19 protein-coding genes and 1 pseudogene are annotated in these 21,195 nt (G+C 48.0%); 3 read left to right on the top strand and 17 right to left on the bottom strand.

Annotation, left to right across the window (positions count from 1 at the left end):
• Nucleotides 1–79 precede the first annotated feature (79 nt).
• From AYR61_RS11440 to rpsU, 3 genes are all read right to left on the bottom strand, one after another.
• Nucleotides 80–430: a glycoside hydrolase domain-containing protein gene (locus AYR61_RS11440; RefSeq protein ID WP_056987818.1), complete on the bottom strand. Its 351-nt coding sequence runs from the start codon at nucleotides 428–430 to the stop codon at nucleotides 80–82.
• A gap of 228 nt (nucleotides 431–658) precedes the next feature.
• Nucleotides 659–1,105 carry a GatB/YqeY domain-containing protein gene (locus AYR61_RS11435; RefSeq protein ID WP_054710492.1) on the bottom strand — a complete coding sequence of 149 codons (447 nt, stop codon included), beginning with the start codon at nucleotides 1,103–1,105 and terminating at the stop codon, nucleotides 659–661.
• A gap of 76 nt (nucleotides 1,106–1,181) precedes the next feature.
• On the bottom strand, nucleotides 1,182–1,367 hold the full coding sequence (gene rpsU, locus AYR61_RS11430; RefSeq protein WP_054710489.1) for a 30S ribosomal protein S21: 186 nt from the start codon (nucleotides 1,365–1,367) through the stop codon (nucleotides 1,182–1,184).
• Between the two features lie 189 nt (nucleotides 1,368–1,556).
• On the opposite strand from rpsU, the gene AYR61_RS11425 reads away from it, so the two are divergent.
• Nucleotides 1,557–2,396: a pyruvate, water dikinase regulatory protein gene (locus AYR61_RS11425; protein WP_065903068.1), complete on the top strand. Its 840-nt coding sequence runs from the start codon at nucleotides 1,557–1,559 to the stop codon at nucleotides 2,394–2,396.
• 539 nt (nucleotides 2,397–2,935) lie between these two features.
• On the opposite strand, the gene AYR61_RS11420 is transcribed toward AYR61_RS11425, so the two are convergent.
• The 8 genes from AYR61_RS11420 to hisS form a co-directional block, all read right to left on the bottom strand.
• On the bottom strand, nucleotides 2,936–3,859 hold the full coding sequence (locus AYR61_RS11420) for a deoxyribonuclease IV (protein ID WP_065903067.1): 924 nt from the start codon (nucleotides 3,857–3,859) through the stop codon (nucleotides 2,936–2,938).
• 3 nt (nucleotides 3,860–3,862) lie between these two features.
• Complete coding sequence (locus tag AYR61_RS11415; RefSeq protein WP_225356478.1) at nucleotides 3,863–5,086, bottom strand: CDP-glycerol glycerophosphotransferase family protein; 1,224 nt, start codon at nucleotides 5,084–5,086, stop codon at nucleotides 3,863–3,865.
• 26 nt (nucleotides 5,087–5,112) lie between these two features.
• On the bottom strand, nucleotides 5,113–5,922 hold the full coding sequence (locus tag AYR61_RS11410; RefSeq protein ID WP_054710480.1) for an ABC transporter permease: 810 nt from the start codon (nucleotides 5,920–5,922) through the stop codon (nucleotides 5,113–5,115).
• A gap of 23 nt (nucleotides 5,923–5,945) precedes the next feature.
• Entirely contained in the window at nucleotides 5,946–7,100 is a 1,155-nt protein-coding gene (locus AYR61_RS11405) for a CDP-glycerol glycerophosphotransferase family protein (RefSeq protein ID WP_056987902.1), read from the bottom strand.
• Between the two features lie 397 nt (nucleotides 7,101–7,497).
• The gene (locus tag AYR61_RS11400; RefSeq protein ID WP_065903064.1) at nucleotides 7,498–8,373 is read right to left on the bottom strand and encodes a YitT family protein; all 876 of its coding nucleotides are present in this window, start codon (nucleotides 8,371–8,373) and stop codon (nucleotides 7,498–7,500) included.
• 98 nt (nucleotides 8,374–8,471) lie between these two features.
• Entirely contained in the window at nucleotides 8,472–9,014 is a 543-nt protein-coding gene (gene msrA, locus AYR61_RS11395) for a peptide-methionine (S)-S-oxide reductase MsrA (RefSeq protein ID WP_065903063.1), read from the bottom strand.
• 751 nt (nucleotides 9,015–9,765) lie between these two features.
• The gene (gene aspS, locus AYR61_RS11390; RefSeq protein ID WP_065903061.1) at nucleotides 9,766–11,562 is read right to left on the bottom strand and encodes an aspartate--tRNA ligase; all 1,797 of its coding nucleotides are present in this window, start codon (nucleotides 11,560–11,562) and stop codon (nucleotides 9,766–9,768) included.
• Nucleotides 11,563–11,574: 12 nt separating this feature from the next.
• Nucleotides 11,575–12,861: a histidine--tRNA ligase gene (hisS, locus tag AYR61_RS11385; RefSeq protein ID WP_065903060.1), complete on the bottom strand. Its 1,287-nt coding sequence runs from the start codon at nucleotides 12,859–12,861 to the stop codon at nucleotides 11,575–11,577.
• 396 nt (nucleotides 12,862–13,257) lie between these two features.
• Between hisS and AYR61_RS11380 the strand changes: the two genes are divergently transcribed.
• Both AYR61_RS11380 and AYR61_RS11375 read left to right on the top strand, forming a co-directional pair.
• On the top strand, nucleotides 13,258–14,115 hold the full coding sequence (locus tag AYR61_RS11380; RefSeq protein ID WP_156770482.1) for an N-acetylmuramoyl-L-alanine amidase: 858 nt from the start codon (nucleotides 13,258–13,260) through the stop codon (nucleotides 14,113–14,115).
• Nucleotides 14,116–14,138: 23 nt separating this feature from the next.
• The gene (locus tag AYR61_RS11375) at nucleotides 14,139–14,978 is read left to right on the top strand and encodes a fructosamine kinase family protein (RefSeq protein ID WP_065903059.1); all 840 of its coding nucleotides are present in this window, start codon (nucleotides 14,139–14,141) and stop codon (nucleotides 14,976–14,978) included.
• Nucleotides 14,979–15,117: 139 nt separating this feature from the next.
• On the opposite strand, the gene AYR61_RS11370 is transcribed toward AYR61_RS11375, so the two are convergent.
• The 6 genes and pseudogenes from AYR61_RS11370 to prmA all read right to left on the bottom strand — a co-directional run bounded on the left by AYR61_RS11370 (nucleotide 15,118) and on the right by prmA (nucleotide 21,179).
• Nucleotides 15,118–15,762: an HAD-IA family hydrolase gene (locus AYR61_RS11370; protein WP_054710475.1), complete on the bottom strand. Its 645-nt coding sequence runs from the start codon at nucleotides 15,760–15,762 to the stop codon at nucleotides 15,118–15,120.
• Nucleotides 15,763–16,080: 318 nt separating this feature from the next.
• Nucleotides 16,081–16,527 carry a D-aminoacyl-tRNA deacylase gene (gene dtd / locus AYR61_RS11365; RefSeq protein ID WP_054710472.1) on the bottom strand — a complete coding sequence of 149 codons (447 nt, stop codon included), beginning with the start codon at nucleotides 16,525–16,527 and terminating at the stop codon, nucleotides 16,081–16,083.
• 30 nt (nucleotides 16,528–16,557) lie between these two features.
• A pseudogene (locus AYR61_RS11360) lies at nucleotides 16,558–18,795 on the bottom strand (RelA/SpoT family protein).
• Between the two features lie 24 nt (nucleotides 18,796–18,819).
• The gene (locus tag AYR61_RS11355) at nucleotides 18,820–19,146 is read right to left on the bottom strand and encodes a hypothetical protein (RefSeq protein WP_056987827.1); all 327 of its coding nucleotides are present in this window, start codon (nucleotides 19,144–19,146) and stop codon (nucleotides 18,820–18,822) included.
• A 330-nt stretch (nucleotides 19,147–19,476) separates the two neighbouring features.
• Nucleotides 19,477–20,220, bottom strand: a complete 744-nt coding sequence (locus tag AYR61_RS11350; RefSeq protein ID WP_065903058.1) for a 16S rRNA (uracil(1498)-N(3))-methyltransferase — start codon at nucleotides 20,218–20,220, stop codon at nucleotides 19,477–19,479.
• Nucleotides 20,220–21,179, bottom strand: a complete 960-nt coding sequence (gene prmA, locus AYR61_RS11345; RefSeq protein ID WP_065903057.1) for a 50S ribosomal protein L11 methyltransferase — start codon at nucleotides 21,177–21,179, stop codon at nucleotides 20,220–20,222. Before prmA ends, AYR61_RS11350 begins: the two co-directional genes overlap by 1 nt.
• Nucleotides 21,180–21,195 lie beyond the last annotated feature (16 nt).

Genomic DNA, 21,195 nt, shown 5'->3' with positions numbered 1-21,195 from the left:
GCATTTCGGACAATAGTCGCAAATTAAAAGGACTACTAGCGCATTGCCTAGTAGTCCCATGTTTGTATATACCAATTTTTTAAATATCAATCGCACTGATTTGCTTGATCAAGCCTAAGGTCTCTTTTTCGGCCGCTTCATACTGATCAAGCTGGTCACCAAACTTTGCGTTAAAACCGTCAAGTCCGCCAGCAACAAACGCATACTCATAGTCAAATACCTTTTCATACGCTGCGGAGAACTGCGACAGCAGCTCATGATGTGAATCCCCCGCTAGTTGCAACGCCATTTGAATCACTCGAAAATCCGTGTATGCTAACTCAAACTGAATGGCCCACGCCCGCATAAATTCATGCTGCGCCTGAATATGCAAGAAATGATGTTCCACCGTCCACGACAACCGCTCAATTGAATTTTTGACATCGAGCACGTCGACCCCTCCAAACTTTTGTTGACTAACTGCTGCATCAAATTTTCTATAGCGTAAGCGTTTTTATATCAAATTGCAATGAAACAGATTAACAGTTTTAAGGCCTGATTTATCAGTCAATTGTATGTAACAAGTGTCACTCATTTAAGACTTTTTTCTCCTATGTCGCCGAATTTTGAGCAAACAAAAAAAGCCTCGGTAGTCGCTACCCAGACTTTCCTCTAGCGCTTATTTACTTAACAATGCCTTAACGGTCTTGTTGACCAAAGCACCATCAGCTTGACCCTTAAGTTTAGGCATTACAGCGCCCATCACTTTACCAAAATCAGCCATTGAACTAGCACCGATTTCGCTCACAGTATCAGTAATGATCTGCTTCACTTCGTCTTCGCTGAGTTGCTTTGGTGCATACTTAGCAAGAAATGCAAGTTCCTTATCCAAGCCATCGACCAGATCCTGACGGTCAGCATTGGCGAATTCTTCACGGGATTCTTTACGCTGCTTGATCTCACGTGACAAAACAGTGAGTTCATCGTCAGCAGTTAAATCATGGCCAACCTTAACACGTTCGTTGGTCAAAGAGGCTTTAACCATTCGAATGACATTTAATGCCAGCTTGTCATGCGCCTTCATCGCAGTCTTTAAATCTTCATTTAACGTTGTTTCTAATGACATAATCGTTTTCCTCCCGTATTTAATATCTAATTTCATAAAAAAAGGCCCTGCGTAAACACAGGAACCTTTTAAACAACTAGAAACGACGCTTGTTCTTACGTTTCCGTGCTGCTTCAGATTTTAATTTGCGTTTAACGCTTGGCTTTTCATAAAACTCACGTTTACGGTATTCTTGTAATGTACCGCTTTTTGAAACGGTTCGTTTGAAGCGCCGAAGAGCATCGTCAAGAGACTCGTTTTTGCGAACGACTGTCTTTGTCATGTAAATTCCCTCCCTCCGGACTCAAATAGTAACTTATCAAAAATGAGCATTACGAAAATAACGTTCACCTCAACAGTTCTTTTTAATTATACATATCTCGGGGCGAATCGTCAATAAAACAAACGTATTTTTCGAAAGGTTTTATGCTAAACTAGAAACAATGAAAACTCACATCTGGAGGTAACAAAAATGGCCGAAAACGAACAGATCGAAATCTTTATTATTTCCGACTCGTCTGGTGAAACTTCCCTGACAGTTGCGCAAACGGCTGTCGCTCAGTTTCCTGATTTAAACGTTAAATATCAACGCTTTCCGTTCATTCAAACAGCTTCGATCTTAAAGGGTATTCTCGACCTTGCCAAGAAAAAGAACGCTGTCTTGTATTATACATTAGTCACGAAATCACTGACTGAACAGCTTCGTGATTTTACCGCAGAAAACAACCTGCAGGCGTTTGACTGCATCCAACCTGCCATGAAGGTGTTATCCAACCGCAGCCACTTGGAACCCGCTGCGATTCCAAGCATGAACCACAGCTTGACTGACACCTATTTTGACCGGATCAGCGCCATGGAGTTCGCTGTTGCCTACGACGATGGCAAGGACCCCGCTGGCCTTCTGAAGGCGGACATCGTCATTTTAGGGGTATCACGAACCTCTAAGACCCCACTATCACTGTTCTTAGCTAACCGAGGACTAAAGGTGGCAAACTTACCATTATCGCCAAAGGCTCAGTTACCAGACGACCTGTGGAAAGTGGATTCCAATAAGATCATTGGCCTCACAAACAATCCAAAGGTCCTGCGGCGCATCCGCCAGCAACGGATGATCTCCTATGGGCTCCCTGCTGAAAGCGACTATTCTGATACAAATAAGATCAAGGCAGAACTTGAATACGCCGACACCATCTATCGTAAGATCGGTTGCCTTGAAATCAACGTCGCCAACAAATCGATTGAAGAAACGGCCACGCTGATTCTTGAAAGTTTGAATTTGGAACCGGCTGAAGTGGATACTATCAAAGATTAGCGCGTTAAACAGTAGCTGAGGTCCGTTTCATTCCGTAATTTGGCACGGCGCAGTAGTGGCTCGCGATGAAGCTAATTCGATTTCTGCTGCGCAGCTCTCGAATGGATCTTCATCGTCTCGCACATCAGTAACCGACCAAAGAACGGTCGCTTACTGATGTCGACACCACAGCGCCGTGCCAAATTGCGCCATTCCACTAACGTTAGACTTACTGTTTACCACTAGTCAAGCATTCCAATGGCGTTAAACCAAGTTCGAAGAGAATCCGCCCTCAACTGCTAGCAAATCTCTCAACAGCAATGCTTCTCACAGTGGGTTAGTTGCTGGCATTGGCTCATTAACAGGTTTCAAGGCAACCCTTATGAAACCTTCCCATCTATTATAACGATTGCAAGTACCGTAGCGCAGTGGAGCCATTCGGCATTGCAGGTCCAAATGGTGTAACGAAGCGGCATCAAAGCGATACTTTGAATCTCTCAACCAAAAATCAAAAGAACCCTTCTAAATCGCACTCACGATTTAGAAGGGTTCTTTTATTATTACTCCTGGAGATACTGATCAAATGGCACGCCAGCCAACACATCTTTTTCAAGGTGCGGATTAAACTGCTGGTGCTTCAACATTGCGACCTCGTACCCATAAGGTGGCAGCTTGTGCTTCTTATCAATGGCGACCCATGGGGTTTCCATGATCTTTGGCACGTTCTCCAACAATGGATGGTGCGCAACGGCATTTAGGGCGTCAAACCCAATTGTACCACTGCCCATAAGTTCATGACGGTCCTTGTGACTGCCGCGGGGGTTCTTTGAATCGTTAAGGTGAATGACCTGAAGTCGTTCCAACCCAATGACCTCATGGAAGTGTTTCAACACACCGTCAAAGTCGCCCGCAATGTCATAACCGGCATCGCTGGTATGACAAGTATCAAAACAGACGGAGACCTTATCGTCTAACTTGATTTTGTCGATCATTTCGGCAATCTGTTCAAACGTGATGCCGACTTCAGTCCCCTTGCCAGCCATGGTTTCAATCGCGATATGAACGTGCTGGTCTTCGGTAATGATCTCATTGAGTCCCTTCGCAATCTGAGCAATGGCGGGTTCTGGCCCGGCACCAACATGTGCACCGGGGTGTAAGACGATCTGGGTGGCGCCTAACGCATCCGCCCGCTTGACCTCTTCCTTCAAAAACTCAACCGCAAAGGGATAGTTTTCAGGCTTAACCGTGTTGCCTAAATTCACAACGTAGGGTGCGTGCACCACGATCTGCTGCAGATCATGGTCCTTCATGTACGCCTGTCCCGCTGGAATATTCAGCTCGTCGATCGGCTTGCGACGGGTATTTTGTGGTGCCCCGGTATACACCATGAAGACGTTCGAGCCGTAACCCGCCGCCTCCTTGGCTGACCCCAGCAGCATCTCCTTGCCCTTCATACTTACGTGTGACCCAATCAAAAATGTCATGTCCTACAACCCCTTTTCAATGACGTGAACGACTTGTTCGGAAGCCGTCCCATTTTCCCAACTGCAGTATTTCTGATTAAAACCAGATAATTCCGTGCGGTAATCACTGAACCCACCGTCCCGCTGAAACGCTGTCAGATAAGTATCTAACTGGTCCTCAGTCGTTGCCAGCGGACCCGGAATTTCGGCTTGGTAATTGAAATAAAAGCCGCGAAGCTGATCACGATAGTGCTCCAGATCATAGGCGTAAAACAGCATCGGCCGTTCCAGATTAGCGAAGTCAAACATCACTGACGAGTAGTCCGTAATCATCAGATCAGTGATGAGATACAGATGCGCAATGTCTTCATCCGCCAGAATCTTAACCCGGTCTTCAAACCCGCGGATATCGATCTTATCCTTCACCAGATAATGCGGGCGGAGCACCAGAATCGTTTGGTCATCGACCTGGTCTAAAAACCGCTGCAGGTCAAATGGCAGTTGGAAATGATACTGGCCCTTCTTGATGGCATCATCGTCTCGCCACGTTGGTGCGTAGGTAATCACAGTCGCGTCTGGACTGCCGACTAACCGCTGTTTTAATTCTCGAATTTTGTCTGGTCGGTTATCCTGATACAGCACATCGTTGCGCGGATACCCAATTTCTAAAAACTGGTTATGAAACTGAAACGCTGAACGAAAAACCTTCTTAGAATACGCATTTGGCGCAATCAAATAGTCCCAGCGACTCGCCTCACGGGTAAATTGTTGGTAGTAATCTTCAGTAGTTGTCCCCGGAATCGCCACATTTTCAATATCGACACCAAGATGCTTTAGCGGCGTCCCATGCCAGGTCTGAATATAAATCGTCCGCCGGTTTTTGCGCCACCAATTAGGCATCCGCGAATTGAAGACCCAGTAGTGGGCATGCGCCATGAGCCACACCCATTTTAAGGAAAAGCGTTTGACCAGCAAAATATCCGGATACTTCGCCTTTAGACGCGCGTAGTAACGCGGCTTAACGCCAAAATAGGCCGTCTTCGCTAATTCTGGGTGGTCGGCAACCAGCTGGTAATAAATGGCGGCCGGATTATCGTTAATGTCGTTGCCGTTAAAGCTCTCAAACATCAATAAGTTTTTCTTCGGTGAAAACAAAATGAACCCATCGTTCAGCACGATGAGTCCATAACGAATCACGATTTTGAGCCCCTTAACGATCTGGTTTAATCCCCGAGACAGTGCCATCATGATTCCTCCTAAATTAAATTAATCAACTAAATTAAATCAACGAACCGTGACCGGAACTTGTAGTGCAAGTGTGAGCCGATCAGCAAGAAGAACAGGACAAAGAACCAGAAGCTCAGTGTCAGTGTTGGTCGTTGCCAGAACCAGCCTTGGCCAAACAGTGTTTCCCGGAAACCGGAAACCACGTAGAAGAATGGGTTGACCTGCATGATCCGAACGATCACTGGTGGGAATGAGCCCGTCTCAAAGTTGAACAGGACACCTGATAGATAGAACAGCATCCGCATGACAGATTGGAGCAGGATATGATAATCCCGCACCAGCACCGAGACTGCCGAGTTAAATATCCCAAACGCCAGCATCAGCATCATCATCGCGAAGAAGTAGTAGATTGACTGGAACCAGTAGATGTTTGGGCGCATCCCGTATAGGAACCCAACAAAAACGGATACGACCAGCATGGTCCAAAATGAGCTCAAGTTAGAAATAATTCTGATCGATGGCAGAATTGAAACTGGGAACTTCATTTTTGAGACGATGTTGACCCGTTGGTAGATACTCTTTGAAGCATCCAAGGTTGCCCGGTTCATGAAGAACCAAGGCGTGATCCCGATAACCATCCACGGCAGGTAGTCAGCGCCACCGGTTGTCCCGCTACGCTTTAAGCCGACCCCGAACACTAACCAATAAATACAAATTTGAATCAACGGATACAGGTATTCCCAAACTAACCCCAGATAATGGCTTTGGTAACTGGCCATATCTTCATAACGTGAGATTCGAAACACGATTCCCATGTTTTTAAACTGCTCTTTGAATAAGGTAGCAACCTCTTTCAAGTTAAAACACTCCTTTAAACCGACTATTTTCCTAAATAGTCGCAGTAATATGTCACAACCCGCTGAGTGGCCTGACCGTCATTGTAAGTGTTCCAATGGTGGTTAAACGCTGAATAATCAGTAGCTTGATCCGCAATAATTGCTTGTTTGAGCTCCGCAGGCGTCTTCAGCGGCGGCGTGGGCAGCCACTTGACGAAGTGCGGCTGAATGCCAGGATTTTGCGCGTACGCTTCTAAGTCCGACATGTAGAACAATAAACTGTGGGCTGAGCTGAGTAAGCTAAAATCAAAGGCAATTGACGAATAATCAGTAATCAGTGTTTCACTCACTGCCAAAAGATCCGTCGTTGACAGATTCGGGTAAAACCGGATCTGGTGGTGCGAGGCCTGGCTAAACTGCTGCTCGTACTTTTGTAATACGGGATGCAGCTTCACAACAACGACCGCATCTGGGTCCGCCATCAGGGCTTCCTTCAAGTCCTTTGACAGCTCAAAATGCATGTTCTCCCTATATGTTGGGGCATACAAAATGACCCGGTGCGTCAACAGATCCGGTGCGACACGCTGGACGCGCCGGACTGCAGTTTGTTTCCAATCCTCCGAAAAGAATCGGTCAGACCTTGGATAACCAAGTAATTGCATGCGTTTTGCGGGGACCCGGTAGCTTTCTTCAAACACCTTGCCCATCGCTTGCGACGCAACAACATAGTCATCGAACTGGTTATAGACCCGCTGGAATCTGCGCTGGTCTGTTTTTGACCGTTGCACAGTCTTGGGGTCGCCCCAGCCAAAACGTTTAATGGCGCCATTGGCATGCCACAGCTGCACGATCTTTGCGTGCCGCGGGTGCACCAACCCACCTAAAAACGCGTAGTAGTTATCGCAAAAAATCAGCCTTGCCTGCATGATCTTTGGCACACCTTCCAAAACAAAGTGCACATTGTCTTGAAATGGCATGACTGGAATGCCTAACGCGGCTAATTCAGTAGCTTCCACCTCTACTGAAGGTCGGTACAAAACTAGTAACTGGTTCCGGTCAGGCAGCGCATCCGCGAGACGGGCAATAAAGTTCAAGTTATTGCCAAAACTCATCAGATAAACGACCTGCCTGTCTTTTGACCGCGAAAAATAGTTCAGGATCGACACAAAACGAACTAACCATATATAAATTGCTTTCACGACAACCACCAATTCTATGAATTCTCGTGCCCCTTCCGACGCACAACTTGGTATTATACCACATCACTTTATGCTAACCGTACTTTTAAGCAGAATTTAATGCTTATGAATTCCTTAAGCTTTAACGGTTAGCCTGAGGCATCCTAAATTAGGCAGAAGACCAACACTTTCCAGGAAAATAGTTGCGTCGTTAAACCCATTGATCTAAATCGATAGCAACTTAATTGCTAGTTTTGACAGCATTCTTTCATTAATGCAAAGGAGGTGTCAAACTGTCCGATTTTCGTCTGATCTTAACTAATCGGTCAGCGTATCCTTGCGACCATTACACCCATTTTACCCTGTTCGTCAAAAAAAACCTAGCGCAGATTTTCTACGCCAGGCTTTTATCATTTGCCTATAGTTTCGGTTCATAGAAGTGTCCCAGAACCTTGTACAACTCTGAGATACTGACAAAGGCGTGGTTATCTGCCTCGTCCATGGCCTCTTCCAAATCGTTCATTTCATACTGTGAGATCACGGTAAATAAAATCGTCTTATTATCATGGTGGTACGCCCCTTCAGCATCGTGCACAATTGTAATGCCCCGCCGAATGTGATTTTGAATGGAGTCGATCACCGTTTTCGGACGGTCAGTAATGATCATGACCTGCATGAGCTGCTGACGCGTATAGGTCATATCCATGACCCGGGCGTTCACGACCAGACCGATGGCGGAGTAAAACGCGTATGGCCAGCCGTACATGAATCCGGCCGCAATGATGATCAACGCGTTAAACATCATGTTGATCGTCCCAATTGAGCGGCCCGTTTTTCGCCGGATAACGATGCCCAAAATATCAAGACCCCCAGTGGAGATCCCGTTTCTCAAGGCTAACCCAGTCCCAAACCCGTTGACCGCACCCCCAAAGATCGCACACACGATCGGGTCGGTGGTCAGGTGAACCGGGTGCAGCATCTTGATCATTAAACTGGCCATGAAGACCGTGATCATCGTGTACACCGCAAACTGGTGACTGATTTTACGCCAGGCTAGAATGAACAATGGCACGTTCAGTAAGAACAGCCCCAGCGCCGTTGAAATTGTAAATGCAAGATGCCGCTCCGTCAGTGTCGTGACCAGTTGGGCCAACCCTGTGATACCAGATGAATAAATGTGTCCCGGCGTCCAGAAAAAATTCATGGCCACTGAGACCAAAATCCCATAAATAAATGCAGTTGATATCTTTCCAATTGATTGATGGCGTTTAATTAGGCGCTGTACGTCGTCCATGTATTAACCTTCTTTAATGTGATGTCTACCTCGTTATACCCCAATAATCTTACCATAATTGATCACCATCGTTGATTCAACTGTCATTTTTTCATGATTTACTTAATTTTCGTGTTATTTTCCCAGTATTTCTTAACAAAGTCGGCCCGACCAGCCGCCTCTTCTTCCGCCATCCGTTCTGGGTGGAACTTATAAAACTCCTGGTGTTCAGGTTCGGTATCATAAAACGGCTGAACGTCTTCGATCTGCGTCACAATGGGCTTGTCAAAAAGGCCGCTGGCTTCAAGCTTTGCCTTCGACGCCTCAGCAACCTCACGTTCTTGCGCGTTTTGGACAAAAATAACCGGTCGATAGTTGTCGCCACGATCCTGGAACTGGCCCATGGCGTCTGTTGGATCCGTTTGCTGCCAGTAAATATCGACCAACTTAGCATATGAAATCACCGTTGGATCATAGATGATCTTAATGGCTTCCGTATGTCCTGTTTCATGGGCCTTTACCTGTTCGTACGTCGGGTTGGCGACATGACCGCCCGTAAACCCGGAAATCACTTGCTTGATACCGGGTAGTGTATCAAACGGCATCACCATGCACCAAAAACACCCACCCGCAAAAATTGCTGTCTCTTCATGCTCACTCATGCGTTTCACCTCGAAATTTAATGCTATTCATTTTACCGCAGTTACCAGTGGCTGACAAGCTGGATGGCCTTGCTATGCTTGATGTGAAAGTAGTTGACTTCCGCTTCGTTCCGCCGGTCGGCCCTGCAGGCTGTAGTCAGAGTGTGGAGCAGGCCTGGTAACTTCCGGAGTGTAAGGCAACTTTGCCGGGAATTCCGGTATTGAATTTCTGGCAAGGTTGCCTTACACTCCGAGAGTTGGCCTGCGGAACACGTTTCAGCAACGTAAATTTAAAAAACAAGGATCTCCTACGTTGAAGTGCGTCAACATCTCCCGTATTAGTAAGCGAGGAAAAAACCCTCGCTAACTAATACCGACACTACTGCCTGCAATGCCGACCAGCTCCACTACGCTACGATACTTGCAATCGTCATCCTAGATGGCAGGTCTTTGCAAGTGTTGCCTCGAAACCTATTAATGAACCATTAACGGCAACTAACCCATTGTGAGAAACCTGGCTGGCATTGGTATTGCTAGCAGTCGAGGGCGGATTCTCTTCGAACTTGGTTTAACGCCATTGTGATGCTTAGCAAGTGGTAACAAGTAAATTCAATATTAGTGGAATGGCGTAATTTGGCACGGAGCTGTGGTGTCGACATCAGTTAGCGACCGTACTTTGGTCGGTTACTGATGTGCGAGACGATGGAGATCCATTCGAGTGGCGCACAGCAAAAATAAAAAGCACCGCCCAACAGGCAGTGCTTCAACAAAACTAGTCGTTATCTTTATCGTCGTCTTCCTTAGTGACAAACAAGCTCAGATCTTGCAATTGCTTGTCTGAAACCGTGGTTGGGGCTTCGGTCAGTGGTTCGACAGCCTTTGAGTTCTTAGGGAACGCAATGACGTCACGAATGTTTCCGCGCTTAGCGAGCAACCGGGCGAACCGGTCGAGACCGATGGCCAGACCACCATGAGGCGGGAAGCCGTAGTCCAAGGCATTCAAGAGGTAACCGAATTGGTCTTCGGCACGTTCCTTAGTAAACCCAAGGGCCTTCAACATCTTCATTTGCAACTCACGGGTGTGGATCCGAATCGACCCGCCACCAAGTTCCAAACCGTTTAAGATGATGTCGTATGATTGGGCATAGGCTTGATGTGGATCTTCGCCTTCGTCCAGATAGTGCTCATCACCCTGTTTTGGCATCGTGAATGGATGGTGCGCTGGTACCCAGCGCTTCAAGTCAACATCGTAGTCAAACAGTGGCCAGTTCACGACCCAAAGGAACGCAAACTTGTTTTCGTCGATCAGACCAAGTTCGTTGGCAATCGTCCGACGCAGGTAATCCAGTGTTTGGGCAACAACGCGCTTGGAGTCACAAGCAAATAACAGCATGTCACCAGGCTTAGCACCGGTGCGTTCAGTGATCTTTTGGTAAAGGTCTGCGTTATCCTTGAAGAACTTAGCGATTGGACCAGTGAAGTTATCTTCGGTCACCTTCAACCAAGGCAACCCCTTGGCACCAAAGCGGTCGATATGTTCAACGAACTTATCAATGTCTTTCCGGGAGTACTTGTCAGCCCCACCAGGAACCGCAATGGCCTTGACTTGACCGCCATCCTTGAGCACGTTGTTGAAGACATTAAACCCAAGGTCGTCAACTAAGTCGCCCAAGTCCTTCAATTCCATCCCGAACCGAACGTCAGGCTGGTCAGTCCCAAAGCGCGCCATGGAGTCGTCCCAATCTAACCGGTCAAATGGCAATTTAACATCGATGCCCAGGGTTTCCTTCATGACACGGGCAATCAAGCCTTCAGTTAGATCCTGAATTTCTTCAGCATCTAAGAAAGAAGTTTCCATATCGATTTGGGTAAATTCTGGTTGCCGGTCACCACGAAGATCTTCGTCACGGAAACACCGTGCGATTTGGTAGTAACGGTCGAAGCCAGCGCCCATCAGCAACTGCTTAAACAGTTGTGGGGATTGTGGCAATGCGTAGAAGTGACCTGGGTAGACCCGTGACGGTACCAGGTAATCCCGGGCGCCTTCTGGTGTCGACTTGGTCAGATCTGGCGTTTCAATATCGATGAAACCGTTGTCGTCAAAGTAACTGTGGACGGCTTGCGTGATCCGGTTACGAATCATCAGACCGCGCTGCATTTCTGGCCGACGCAAGTCTAAGTAACGGTACTTCAACCGCAGTTCATCCGAAACGTTAATGTCGTCTTGAATGTAAAATGGCGGGTTCTTGGCCTTGTTTAACAGGTTAATTTCAGTGACCCGCACTTCAATTTTCCCAGTCTTCATCTTGGGGTTGATCTCGCGGTCGGCCCGGTTGACAACGTGCCCCTTGATTTCAATCACGTATTCGTTTCGCAGTTGGTCAGCAACTGCCAGCGCATCCTTATCGTATTCTTCTGAGAACACAAGTTGGACGATGCCTTCCCGGTCGCGGAGGTCGATAAAGATCAACCCACCGAGATCCCGGCGTTTTTGAACCCATCCTTTAAGGACAACGTCTTGGTCGAGATACTGCTCGTCAACGAGTCCTGCGTATGTTGTTCGCTTCATTAGAATTTCTCCTTAGTCAATATTGGCAGTCACTGCCGCAAATCCTGATAGCACATCCGCCATCGGAACGGTCACTTCATTGCCTGAAGCCATGTTCTTCACGTGGATCGTGTTGGTTTTTAACTCTTCTTCGCCAATGGTCAGCGTATACTTAGCATTCAGTTTATCAGCCGTTTTAAACTGGGCCTTTGGTTTACGCGCTAAGTAGTCGCGGTCAGCAGCGAAATCTTGGTTCCGCAATGCTTGGACGACCTTGAGTGTGGCCGCATTAGCACCCTCACCAATGCCCACTAAATAAGCATCTAATGGATGTTGATCTGGGAATTCAACGTCCTCGCCCTGCATCAGCAGTAAGAGACGTTCAACACCCATCCCAAAACCAACGCCTGACATTTCAGGGCCGCCGAGTTCTTCGACTAGCCCGTTATACCGGCCGCCGGCACAGATCGTGGTGTACCCGTGACCCAAGGCTTTTGAGTTCACCATAAATTCAAAGATGGTATGGTTGTAGTAATCTAACCCACGAACCATGGTCGGGTCGATCTCAAACGGAATATCCAGGGCCTTCAACAGGCTTTGGACCTCATCGAAATGAGCTTGTGCTTCGGGTGTCAAGTAGTCAAGAATCGACGGGGCACCCTCAACAAATTTTTGATCCTGTTCATCCTTACTGTCGAGTACCCGCAATGGGTTCTTGTACAGCCGGGTCTTTGAATCAGCACTCAGTTCCTCATAGTGGGGTTCAAGGTAATCCACAAGCGCCTTGCGGTAATCGTCACGGGTTTGTTGATCACCCAGTGTATTCACAGCCAGCCGTACGTTGTCGATACCAAAATGTTTCAACAGGTCCCGGCCAACTGCGATGACTTCAACGTCTAACGCTGGTTCGTCACTGCCGAACGCCTCCACCCCGATCTGATGGAATTCACGTAATCGGCCTGACTGTGGCCGTTCGTAACGAAACATTGGCCCCATGTAATAGACCTTGTAGGGCTTTTGAGTCTCAGGGCCATACAATTTGTTTTCAACAAAGGCCCGAACCACCCCAGCAGTCCCTTCAGGCCGCAGGGTAATGTGGCGATCACCTTTATCTTTAAAATCATACATTTCTTTCGTCACGATGTCTGAGGTGTCGCCTGAAGTCCGAGAAAAGACTTCAAAGTTTTCAAACATCGGCGTGCGGATCTCTTCAAACCGGTACTTGGCGAAAACGTCGCGTGCGATGCCTTCAACGTACTGCCAGTGACGTGTGTCAGCTGGCAACGTATCGGCAGTTCCTTTTGGTCGTTGATAGCGCATGTAAAACTCCTTTCTTGATTATCGGTTTATGTGCAAATGAAATTAAAAAGCACCCTTGTTTTCACAAGGGTGCTTGGCACGGTACCACCTTAATTTTACTCATCCATAACGTTGGACACGAATAATCTGCATTATTCACCTCAAAAGTGTCTTCAGCACTTGCCCTGCTGTACCCTTTCATCACCCGGATACTTTCTGAAAGCTGGCAACTGCCTACTGGTCTTCGTCATCGGTGTATCTTATTTAACTACGATTAAGACTAACGATTTCAAAGATAAAAGTCAAGACTATCTTAATTTTTAATTTGGCCACATCTATTTTATAATGGAAGACAATTCAGTCAGCCAGGTAGTTGCCCAACTGACTGCAAGACTGTGAGAAATCGAGGATGAGGTTGTGAACTATCTTAAAAAACATTGGCTGCCAATGGCGGTCACCATTGCCATTATGATTATCGCCGGCGGGACAATTTTTGCCACTATTTGGAAAAACCGGCTGACCGTACCCATGAGCAACATCAACGTTCGCAGGGGGCCTGGGATTAGTTACCAGTCCAACGGCACGTTAGAGAAGGGGTCCGCCGTCTACGTTGTTAAGAAAAAGGACAACTGGTATCGCATCCGCTACAACGACCACCATTTTGGCTGGGTCGCAAGCTGGCTGATCAATCAAAATACCAAGGTTAAAAGTGCGACGAGTCTGTCTGAAGCAACCATCGTTTTGGATCCGGGACACGGCGGCAGTGATTCTGGTGCCCTGTCCATTGATCAAAAGCACGATGAAAAAACGTACACCCTGCGGCTCGCCAAAAAGGTTCGCAAACTATTGCAGGCGCGCGGTGCTCACGTGATCATGACCCGAACGGGCGACCAAACCGTCTTCCTTGGTGCCCGACCAGAGCTGGCCACCGACAACCACGCGGACGCCTTCATCAGTTTTCACTTCGACTCAGCACCGTCTGACAATCTCGGTTCCGGGTTTACCACCTACTACTACCACAAATCGACGTCGCTTCAGTTAGCTAAGACGATCAACCGTCATTTAACAGGACTGCCGCTGAATAATTGCGGCGTGGAATTTGGTAATTTTGAAGTCATTCGTGATAACCTGCGACCAGCACTGCTGCTTGAAATGGGCTACATTAACACGGCCAATGATTTCAAACACATTCGGTCACCCAAGTATCAAGAACACGTCGCAAAGGATGTCACAAAAGGACTTGCTGCTTATTTCAAAGATAAAGCCAACAATTAACACACATGAGAAAGGTCGCTTCAATGATGGTTTCAAACACATGGTTAGCACAACTACCGATTGCCCCAATTGATACCGCCACGCCTGTTTCTGGCGGCGATATCAACGAGGCTTATCGAATCACTAAGGGCACATCGTCTTATTTTCTGCTGGTTCAACCGCATCGTGAGACAGCATTTTATCGGCATGAAATTGAGGGTCTCCACTTGCTTGGTAAAGCCGCACTGGTGCCCGAGGTGATCGCAAACGGTCAAATTGACGGTGACGCCTTTTTGATTTTGTCTTGGTTAGAAAGCGGCAGCGGCAGTCAGCGCGACCTTGGCGAACTCGTCGCACATGTGCACCAGGTTCACAATGACCAGTTCGGGTTTGCCCACAACGTCGATGGCAAATTACCAAAGATCAATACGTGGCAGGACAACTGGGGTGAATTTTACGTTTATCAACGCTTGGATGTCCTGGCAAAACGCGCACAAGAGCACGGCCTATGGTCCCGTTCGCGCCAAACGCAATTAGCGCATTTACGCACTATTATTCTGGACTTTTACCACCAAAATCAGACGGAAGCCAGCTTACTGCACGGTGATCTGTGGGCTGGAAACTACATGTTTACCAGTGATGGCAAGTCGGCTTTGATCGACCCGGACGTTTTATATGGCGACCGTGAATTTGATTTGGCGATGACCACCATTTTCGGTGGCTTTGATGCTGATTTCTACGCGGGGTATAACGCGGTCTACCCAGTCAAACCCGGCTTTAATGACCGGCTTCCCTGGTATCAGCTTTACTATCTCATGGCACACCTTAACCTTTTTGGTGAGACCTATGGTGGCGCCGTGGATCGGATCTTGAGTCTCTATTAAGCCGACCATTCAGGCCTTTACTGCCAAATGACATTGTGGGTTTACTACTCAGTTGCATAAGAGGTCCCAGGTCAACGCTGTTAAGTCGTTGACCTGGGACCTCTTTCGTTAAACGTTCATTTTGGCCATTTCTTGGCACCTATGCCAGTAACGCTTTCGCCAGTGCCGGCACATTCGTCACATCAATTTCCGGATGACTTGCCGCCGCATTAATGACCCGGTGGGGATCAAATAACGCACCGGCAATGCCAGCATTATGCCCCGCATCAATATCTAACGTTCTGTCACCCACCATGATTGCTGTATCACGATCAACGTTGTGTTTATCGATTAGGAAATTCAGCGAATCAGGGTTAGGTTTGCGGGCAAATGGTTGCTCCTTAGTGATAAAGTCGTTGAACAATGACTTGATTTCTGCCTGCTCAAGTAAGTGCAGCGAACTTGCATCGCGATGCGTCAACAGATAATGCTGACCACCCTGATCATGAATCGCCTTAAGAAGCGGAACAATCCCGTCAAACGGTTGCGCTGCATCGATCATCGTGGGTTCAATGTCGCGATAGTCACGTTCTAGCTGTACCTGATCAATTGAAAACTGAGCGCTGAATTGAGACAGTGCCGTCCCCATCGCGTGCTGTCGCATGACTTCGTAGATCTCGACTTCGTCTAGTTCATATTCGGACACGTGCTGTTTTAATAACGCCTGCATAAACGCCTGAACCATGATGGGATACGTGTCAAACAAGGTGCCATCAAAGTCCCAGAAGAATGTTTTTCTTTGCATTGGTTTCTCCTTTTGAATCAGATAGAACGGCACAAAACGGATAATAGCTTTTACGCTGCTATCCGTTTTTCTGTGCTGCTGTTATGCGTTTTGGTTGTGACGCTTTTTTTAGACGAGACTTGGTAAGCTTACTCTGACATAAAATGCCAATTACAGGCAGGATCACACTCTTGTGCGGTTCTGTCTGTTGCCCCTTATCTAGCGGAAACGCGTTCCAGGAGGGGCTAACGTGTAAGGGACTCTGACAAAAATGCCAAACCCGGGCATTTCTGCCAGAGTTAGCTTATGCTCCGCCCTCAAAACGCCTCCTTCCACGCTCTACTTATTGTCCGTATCAAACAAAATCGTCACCGGCCCATCGTTCACCAGGTTAACTTGCATGTCGGCGCCAAATTCACCCGTTTCAACCTTAAGGCCTTCTTCACGTAGTTTATCGTTAAACTGCTCGTAAATTTTGTTTGCGTGCTCCGGATTTCCCGCCTTGACGAAACTTGGGCGGTTGCCCTTTTTTGTATCCGCATAGAGGGTAAATTGCGACACGGATAAAATCGCACCGCCGATGTCCTGGATGGACAGGTTCATTTTACCGGCTTCATCCGCAAATACCCGCAACCGGGTAATTTTGCGCACCAAATAGTCAATTTCTTCGGTGCCATCAGTATCTTCGGCACCCACCAACAGTAAATAACCCTGTTGAATACTGCCAACAGTCTTATTCTCGATTGCCACCGATGCTTCGCTGACACGTTGTAATACTACTCGCACTGTCGTTTTCCTCCTACGATAGTCACCCGGTTATCTAAACGGCCGTTTAACCACGTAGACATCCTGAATGTTTTTCAAATTATCAATGATTCGCTGCAACTGCGCCGCGTTTCGCGTACCCAGTGAAATAGAGATAGTCACCATTTTGTTGTGATCGACCTTCCCGTTGACTAAGTTCAACTGCTTAGTCGTATTGTTCACGATCCGCAGTACTTCGTTCAACAGACCATTCCGGTTATACCCTTGCACTTCCAAATCAGCGTTATACATTGACGTGGATTCGTTAGGATTCTCCCAATGCACATCGATCAGCCGCTCGCCATTGGCTTCAGCGTGGGCCACATTCGGGCAATCCTTCCGGTGAACCGAAACTCCCCGGCCCTTTGTAATGTACCCCACGATGGCATCACCAGGCACCGGTGAGCAACAGTGGCTCAGCCGAACCAGCAAGTTATCAACACCCTCAATAATGACCCCTTCAAACGCCTTTTGTTTCCGTTTCCGCTGGGTGTCAGATTCCTGGGTCTCATTATTGATCGATTGATGTTCTTCCAATAGTTCACGCTCTTCTTGACGTTGCCGGGCTTCTTCGCGCTCGTGGCGGACATCTTCCGTTAACCGGTTGGCCACACCAACGGGTTGCAGATCGCCGAACCCGACCGCTGCGTACAAGTCGTCAACGTGTTGGTAATGCAGCCGACCCACGACCTTGGCCAGATTTTCCTTGGTCATAATTTCCTTTGGATCAAATTTCATGTCCCGCAACTGTCGCGCAATGATATCCTGCCCTTCAGCCACGTTTTGCTCCCGATCTTTCTGGCGGAAGAACTGTTTAATTTTGTTTCGCGCCCGTCACGTAGAGACCAGTTTCAACCAGTCACGGTTAGGCCCCGCAGAGTTCGCAGACGTTTTAATGTCGACGATATCGCCATTTTTAACTTCGTAATCAAGGGGAACGATCTTCCCGTTAACCGTGGTGCCAGTGGTATGGTTCCCAATATCGGTATGGATCTGATAGGCCATATCCAGCGGACCGGCACCCTTCGGCAGTTCGAGAACATCGCCCTTTGGTGTAAAGGCATAAACATGATCGCCAAAGAGCTCACCTTTAACACCGTCCATGAAGTCGGACGCGTCATCAGTTTCCTCCTGCAGTTCAATAATTTCTTTGAACCAGTTGAGTTTATTTCCCGAATTTGTCGCTTCGACTTTATCGGTCATACCTTCTTTGTATGCCCAGTGCGCAGCAACCCCATATTCAGCCACTCGGTGCATTTCTTCAGTACGGATCTGAACTTCAAGCGGCCGCCCTTCTGGCCCAATCACGGTCGTATGCAGGGACTGGTACATGTTGGCTTTCGGCATGGCAATGTAGTCTTTAAACCGCCCTGGCATTGGCTTCCACTGGGTATGAATGGCCCCTAAGACTGCGTAACAGTCCTTGATGGTGTTGACAATTACCCGAATCGCCAATAGGTCATAGATCTGACTAAACTGCTTGTGCTGGTCGCGCATCTTACGATAAATAGAATAGATATGCTTTGGCCGCCCATAAATTTCGGTGTCCAGATCCAGGTCACTAATGGCTGATTTAATATCACCGATAGCCTCCGCAATGTAAGCTTCACGCTGATCACGACGAGAATTCATCAGGTGCACGATACGGTAATACTGTTGTGGATTCAAATACCGCAACGAAATATCTTCGAGTTCCCATTTAATGGTACTGATCCCTAATCGGTCAGCCAACGGTGCGTAAATTTCCAACGTTTCATTCGCAATGCGCCGCTGCTTATCCGGCCGCAGGTGCTGCAAGGTCCGCATGTTGTGTAACCGGTCCGCAAGCTTGACGATCATGACCCGAATGTCCTTTGACATGGCCAATAACAGCTTTCGGTGATTTTCGGCTAAGCGTTCCTTGTTCGACTTATACTTAATTTTTCCAAGCTTCGTGACCCCGTCGACGATCATCGCAATGTCGTCACCAAAGAGCTCACGAACGTCATCCAGTGTGACACCGGTATCCTCAACGATATCGTGTAAAAAGCCAGATGCGACCGTGGTAGGATCCATTTTCAGGTCCGCTAAAATTCCGGCAACCTGGATCGGATGCATGATGTAGGCTTCGCCCGACTGCCGTTGCTGGTCACGATGCGCCACCGCAGCGAAGCGATAGGCCCGCTCCACGATAGCAACGTGTTCCTTATTCATATATGAAGAAACGGCAGCAATCACACTTTCTGCCGTCCATGTCTGTTCTTTTGGCATTTAAGCATTTCCCCTTAAAAACAATTAGTTTGCGGCACTTAACCCGTAAGCCAGATAGGCCACGCAGAGATAGACCGGCGCAAAATAAGTTGCGTGAAGCGGTCCTACAAAATAGAGGCCCACTGCGTAGATCACTGGTAAGATCCAAATGAACCAAACTGATTGACCACGGCGTTTCACAGCCCAACCCATAACGCCGGCACAGATCGTATATAAAATCCCAAAAATAATGCCTAAATGGACCATCGCGCCAAACGAGATCATGCGCTCAAGAATATAGGGAATGATCACCCCTAGAATCAAGCTAATTACCCAGTACGGCCAACCAATTCGTTTTAAAAAAAGTCCCATGTGTCTTCCACTCTCTTATCTTAGTGTTTGTTGCGCGGTTTCGAGCCTTTTTAAACCCGTTAAAACCGGATCTCAATGTCCTATTTTAACTGGTTTATTCAGATAGTTCAAAGAAACCTTCCCGAAGAAAAGACCCGGTTCGTTACAATATTAGGTCTCATTTTACGCTATAACGTAGGGCTATTCAACGCTATAAAAATTAAGAGTCTGGAAAGACGTTACCGGTTGTGGTTAAGGCGTCTTTTTTTCCAAATGACTTGCTGACCGCTGCCGAAACAAAAAGCCCGAACATGACTGTCCCGGCTTCAGCGCTTATGTGCTATTCGTTTTTTAAGCTTGTCGTTGCAATTCCCAAACCGTGGATGCAGCTGACAGAAGGTACAACGGTGCCGTTTCCGTTCGCAGGATCCGCGGACCCAAGCCAGCAAGCACGCCATCATTAGTGGTCAGGGTTTTAATTTCAGCCGGTGAGATCCCGCCTTCTGGACCAAACACATCCACGAGGGTTTGTCCCGTCTGCAGTTGCGACAACGTCCGCGTCAGCTGCGCCTGCTCACCCTGTTTAGCCGCCTCTTCATAGGCCACCAGCAGCTGGTCATAATCAATTGCCTGAATGGCAGTTGCGAGTGTGGAATAAAACTGAATTTCTGGAATGTGTGTCCGATGTGATTGTTCGCTGGCCCCGTGCGCAATTTTTTGCAGCCGCACCAGCTTCTTGGCAACCTTGTTGTCCTGCCAACGGGCAACCGACCAGTCACCGCCAAAGAACGCAATTGTGTGGGCGCCAAGTTCAGTCGCCTTTTGAACGATCCATTCGGCCTTGTCCTGCTTCGGCAGGCCAGAAAGAATCGTAACGTTCACCGGTAACTCAACCGTACTCGTCAACGCCTTCAGGACTGTCGTTTGATTGCCGTCACCCAGTTCGCCTAAAAAGAGCTGCTCATGCCCATCCACAAATTCGGCTTGGGCGCCAGGTTCGGCCCGCAAAACTTGACGCCAGTGCTTGCTGACCGTGGCGTCTAATTCAAAGGTGTGGCCGACCGTCAATGACCCGTCAATAAAGTATCGCTGCATTAGTCATCTTCCCCCGGTTTTTGCGCCACAACGCCGAACCAATCACCCATCTTCAAAGTTTGAACGATCTTAAAGCCTTGGTGCTCCTGCGCAACGATCACATCCGACGCCTTTTCGGCGATGATCCCAGACGTCACAAAGTAACCATGAACCGGCAACAGATCCCACGCTTGCGGAATTAACGGCATAATGATTTCTGCCAGAATGTTTGCTACGATAATGTCAGCCTGCCCCGTGATGCCCGTCAACAGATTGTTTGCAGCAACCTTGACGTCTTTGGCAACTGGATTCAGATCAAGGTTTTTCTGGGCCGAGTCAACAGCGACCTGGTCAAGATCATAGGCCCGGACGTCGCCCACGCCCAGTTGCTTAGCTGCAATACTCAACACACCAGACCCGGTACCAACGTCGATGAGGCGCTCACCACCGCGAATGACCATTTCCAGAGCTTCCAAGGAGAGCCGAGTGGTAGGATGCGTCCCAGTGCCAAACGCCATTCCAGGGTCAAGAACGATCAAGCGTTCATCTGACGACTGCGGCTCGTATTTTTCCCAACTTGGCACAACGGTTAAGAAACGGGTGACCTGAACCGGATGATAATACTTCTTCCAGGCGGTTGCCCAATTGGTTTCGTCAACAGCAGTAGTTTCAACGGTTGCCGGTGCCACTGCCAAGCCAAATTTCGTCAGACTTTGCACCTGTTGGGTGATTTCTGGCACGATTTCCGGCACAAAAATCGTCTCTGGAAAATAAGCGCTAACCTTGGCACCAGTCAATTGGTGAGGAATCTCATCAACATCAATGATCTTGCCCTCCTGTTCCCAATGCCCGTCGCGTAATTTTTCAAAATCCTTGACATCGTCGATCTGGACCCCAGTTGCACCGTGGGTCATCAGAATGTTTGAAACTGCCTCCACTGCTTCGCTCGTTGTGGTAACGGAGAGTTCTGTCCAATCCATAGTCGTTACTTCCTTT

This window comes from Secundilactobacillus paracollinoides (assembly GCF_001702155.1).
Classification (GTDB): domain Bacteria; phylum Bacillota; class Bacilli; order Lactobacillales; family Lactobacillaceae; genus Secundilactobacillus; species Secundilactobacillus paracollinoides.
The sequence above is the reverse complement of the archived record's forward strand: the minus strand, read 5'-3'. Positions and strand labels throughout refer to the sequence as shown.

Excerpts from the sequence above, each read along its gene's own strand:
- AYR61_RS11400 (WP_065903064.1), bottom strand. The coding sequence starts at position 8,373 with ATGGACGACGTACAGCGCCTAATTAAACGCCATCAATCAATTGGAAAG.
- prmA (WP_065903057.1), bottom strand. The coding sequence starts at position 21,179 with ATGGATTGGACAGAACTCTCCGTTACCACAACGAGCGAAGCAGTGGAG.
- rpsU (WP_054710489.1), bottom strand. The coding sequence starts at position 1,367 with ATGACAAAGACAGTCGTTCGCAAAAACGAGTCTCTTGACGATGCTCTT.
- AYR61_RS11355 (WP_056987827.1), bottom strand. The coding sequence starts at position 19,146 with ATGGGACTTTTTTTAAAACGAATTGGTTGGCCGTACTGGGTAATTAGC.
- AYR61_RS11435 (WP_054710492.1), bottom strand. The coding sequence starts at position 1,105 with ATGTCATTAGAAACAACGTTAAATGAAGATTTAAAGACTGCGATGAAG.
- AYR61_RS11425 (WP_065903068.1), top strand. The coding sequence starts at position 1,557 with ATGGCCGAAAACGAACAGATCGAAATCTTTATTATTTCCGACTCGTCT.
- AYR61_RS11420 (WP_065903067.1), bottom strand. The coding sequence starts at position 3,859 with ATGACATTTTTGATTGGGTCACACGTAAGTATGAAGGGCAAGGAGATG.
- AYR61_RS11370 (WP_054710475.1), bottom strand. The coding sequence starts at position 15,762 with ATGCAAAGAAAAACATTCTTCTGGGACTTTGATGGCACCTTGTTTGAC.
- msrA (WP_065903063.1), bottom strand. The coding sequence starts at position 9,014 with ATGAGTGAGCATGAAGAGACAGCAATTTTTGCGGGTGGGTGTTTTTGG.
- AYR61_RS11375 (WP_065903059.1), top strand. The coding sequence starts at position 14,139 with ATGATGGTTTCAAACACATGGTTAGCACAACTACCGATTGCCCCAATT.
- aspS (WP_065903061.1), bottom strand. The coding sequence starts at position 11,562 with ATGAAGCGAACAACATACGCAGGACTCGTTGACGAGCAGTATCTCGAC.
- AYR61_RS11415 (WP_225356478.1), bottom strand. The coding sequence starts at position 5,086 with ATGATGGCACTGTCTCGGGGATTAAACCAGATCGTTAAGGGGCTCAAA.
- hisS (WP_065903060.1), bottom strand. The coding sequence starts at position 12,861 with ATGCGCTATCAACGACCAAAAGGAACTGCCGATACGTTGCCAGCTGAC.
- AYR61_RS11350 (WP_065903058.1), bottom strand. The coding sequence starts at position 20,220 with ATGCAGCGATACTTTATTGACGGGTCATTGACGGTCGGCCACACCTTT.